This is a genomic window from Thalassobacter sp. (genome assembly GCF_982993085.1).
On the sequence record NZ_CEZFMW010000216.1, the window covers coordinates 1 to 2,788 of the forward strand.

At 58.9% G+C, this 2,788-nt stretch carries 5 protein-coding genes; 2 read left to right on the forward strand and 3 right to left on the reverse strand.

The genetic code is table 11. The features are described 5' to 3' along the window. The first annotated feature begins 133 nt into the window (after nucleotides 1-133). Nucleotides 134-379, forward strand: coding sequence for an acyl carrier protein (locus tag AC4GMC_RS18075; protein ID WP_487877019.1), 246 nt, complete (start codon nucleotides 134-136; stop codon nucleotides 377-379). On the opposite strand, the gene AC4GMC_RS18080 is transcribed toward AC4GMC_RS18075, so the two are convergent. Beyond that, nucleotides 369-1,001 carry a DUF6441 family protein gene (locus AC4GMC_RS18080; RefSeq protein ID WP_490391499.1) on the reverse strand — a complete coding sequence of 211 codons (633 nt, stop codon included), beginning with the start codon at nucleotides 999-1,001 and terminating at the stop codon, nucleotides 369-371. The genes AC4GMC_RS18075 and AC4GMC_RS18080 overlap by 11 nt on opposite strands. A gap of 102 nt (nucleotides 1,002-1,103) precedes the next feature. Between AC4GMC_RS18080 and AC4GMC_RS18085 the strand changes: the two genes are divergently transcribed. Then, a complete protein-coding gene (locus AC4GMC_RS18085; protein WP_487877017.1) occupies nucleotides 1,104-1,397 on the forward strand; it encodes a hypothetical protein in 294 nt (97 codons plus the stop codon). Nucleotides 1,398-1,424: 27 nt separating this feature from the next. On the opposite strand, the gene AC4GMC_RS18090 is transcribed toward AC4GMC_RS18085, so the two are convergent. Further along, nucleotides 1,425-1,736 (reverse strand): head-tail joining protein, encoded by a 312-nt coding sequence (locus AC4GMC_RS18090; RefSeq protein WP_487877016.1) that lies wholly within the window; start codon nucleotides 1,734-1,736, stop codon nucleotides 1,425-1,427. A gap of 12 nt (nucleotides 1,737-1,748) precedes the next feature. Beyond that, nucleotides 1,749-2,771, reverse strand: a complete 1,023-nt coding sequence (locus tag AC4GMC_RS18095) for a major capsid protein (RefSeq protein ID WP_487877015.1) — start codon at nucleotides 2,769-2,771, stop codon at nucleotides 1,749-1,751. Nucleotides 2,772-2,788 lie beyond the last annotated feature (17 nt).

The window sequence follows — 2,788 nt, forward strand, 5'->3', positions numbered from 1 at the left end:
TCGTCCTGAGCAGGTCCGCCAGGGCGGTCAGGATGGTTTCGCGGGTGGTGGGCATTGAGTTTTTTCTCAGGGGCGACTAGGTCGATGTACGCACTGCGCGGAGGTAATCGCTCCCGCTAGAGGAGGCCTGACCATGAGCGCATCTGAAGTTACTGTTCGCGAAATTGTGGCGAATAAATTTGATCTCAGCGTGGAAGAACTCTCGCACGAGACCTCTTTCATTCAGGATCTTGACGCTAACAGCCTCGATAAAGTTGAGCTGATCATGCTCTTCGAAGAAGCATTTCAGCTCGAAATTATGGATGCTGAGGCCGAAGAAATCGTTACCGTCGGTGACGCAGAGACATTTGTCGAAAGAGCGTTGAACGCTAAACGTTAAGCTGTTTCATCCAGTTCGCCACGATCAATCCTGGTATCGCTGCCTGCGCGCGTTCGGCGTCCCGCGCCAGAGACAGCCGTTTCGAAAGCTTTACTTGCGGCACCAAGAGGAAAATCGGCACCGTGCTCTGTCCACGCCCAGTCTTGGATCGTGATGCCACGCCCAGCCCACGGCTGTTCAGCCGCCCGTCGGCAACGAGCAGGCTTGGACCGCCCCGCCGATAGACAAACCGAAGGCGCAACCCGCGCCGCCTTTCCCATTCGCCGGGCGTGAGCGCCTTGCCGCGCGTGCCCTTACCGGCCGCTGGCGTTGGGATGGCAAGCCAGAACCCGTCTTTCGACCTGATCAAGGGTCCCGTGTCATGCGCCCCGATGATCTGGGGTGCGTTGGACCAAATGAGCGCGGCCGCCTCGAGGCTTTCGCCCGCAGCGGGATAGGTCTTGGACCTGATCGTGTTGGCAAGCCGCTGTCCAAGGCGGGCGCGCGTGATCTGGGCGCGCCAGTCGGATTTGAGACCCGCGCCTGCAACGCGCATGGCCTTGGTCACGGCCCTTTCGCCAGCGAGGATTTCGGCGCGCATCGCGGTAACGATGTCACCGGTGACTGAGAGGTTGAGTTTCATCAGAGCCTGTAGGAACGCTTTTGCATGGTGAAAAACTTGCGTTGTTGCGTGAGTGCATGGGGAGTTTAAGCTTTCCCAAGGAAAAAGCCTTTGGAGCCACTGATGCAGCCCCCTTACATTGTATTTGAATTGAATTTCATGCCTGGGCTTCTCAAAGAGCCAATCGTGCTCACGCCACAGAACCCAAAATGGGAAGTCGTAATCCGATCGCTCCAACGCATCGGTGTTTCAGATTGGCGAAAGCATTACGATAATCTCGAAGTTTGTGATGGATTTTCCTGGTCGTTGAAGATCAATACTCCCCAGCTCAAGCTAAGGTCATCAGGCTCGAACGATGCCCCGGATACCTTTGAAAAGGTTAGAGAGCTTATTGAAGCAGCTGCGGCCGACGATTGATGCTGTCGCTCGGACAGGTTTCATGTTTCAAGCCAGTGATACTGTTATTGTCCAGATCAAGCGCTCCCGATCGCGGATCGGCTCGCCTTGGATCAGGAAGGTTTCGTCTCCAATGAGGATCTGTTCATCGGGGCGGGGCGCGGGGAGTTCCGAGACGCGCACATCAAAGCGCATAGTCTCTGACACCAGACGCGCGGCCCCAAACGTGGTCACATCATCACTACGACGCATGATGATGCGGATGCGGGTGAACTGCCCTTCGCTGTCACGATGCCAAGCCTCGTGGGCGAGGTTCGGATCAGCGAAGAGCAGATCGAGGGCCACGGCAAAGACCGTCATATCTCAGCGGCCTCAGTTCGAGCTGAAGATCCGGATTGCCAGCCGCGGGCGCTTGTTCACCGGCAGGATCGAAGCCTCGGTCATGAGATCGATCCAGCGGCCTTTAGTGTCCATCATCTGCCGCGCATAAAGCGGCAGGCCCACGGTGTTGGCCGTCTCCAGCAAGTTGGCCGGTCCGCCATAAGTGGTGAAGGTGTCGAAGGTGCCAAGCGGGAAGGCGATGCCTTCGCCCGCGGGGATCAGACGCTCCGAAGTGCCGTTTGAGAGCGTGACCGAACCGTTATATTCCTCAAAGAGAATCCCTGCGAAGGGGAAGGCCCGACGCATATCCTCGCGAAGCGGCTGACCGCCGGTGGCGGAGAAGAACTTGTACGCCTCTTCGGTCTTCGGGTGGCTGATTAGCTTGTCGAAGAACTCCGAACTTACCAGCGCGTGCGCCGTGGTCATGGTCTCGCCGAGAAGGCTGTCCTCAATCCCGCGAAGGACGGTTCGGACCTTGCCCTGAATGTTCGTTCCGGCGGTGCCGAAGACGAAGTCGACCGAGATCTGTTCGATGCCGAATTCGGTGAAGTAGTTGTAGAGGGTCGTGCCCGCGCCGTCCTTCACGATGCCCCTGAGAGCGTTCATCTCCATGTATTCGCGGGTCTGGGCATGCTTGCGGCGCATCAGCGTCAGCTTGCGGTTCATCACCTCGACCAGCGGGTCAGCCGCATCGGATAGGCCCAGCGCGGGCATGCCCTGGATATCGGCGGGCAGGATCACATCGTCATGCGGGATCCAGGGCAGGGCGAAGCTGCGCATCGAGCGCTGCTCGCGCGTGCCGACAGTGGCAGGCGCGCCTAGCGGGACCGAGGGCAGCAGGCTCAAGACGCCTTGGCGCTGTTCGATGACGATCGAGCGCTGGGTGACGCCTTCAAAGCGGAAGAGGCCGATCTGGCCGAGGCGTGTGTAGAGGTTGGGCAGGATGTTGATGGCCTGCGTCATCTCAGCGAGCGAGTAGCCGCCCGCGTCAAACGGGTTGCGCGTGATAGTCATGGGGAACTCCGGGAATG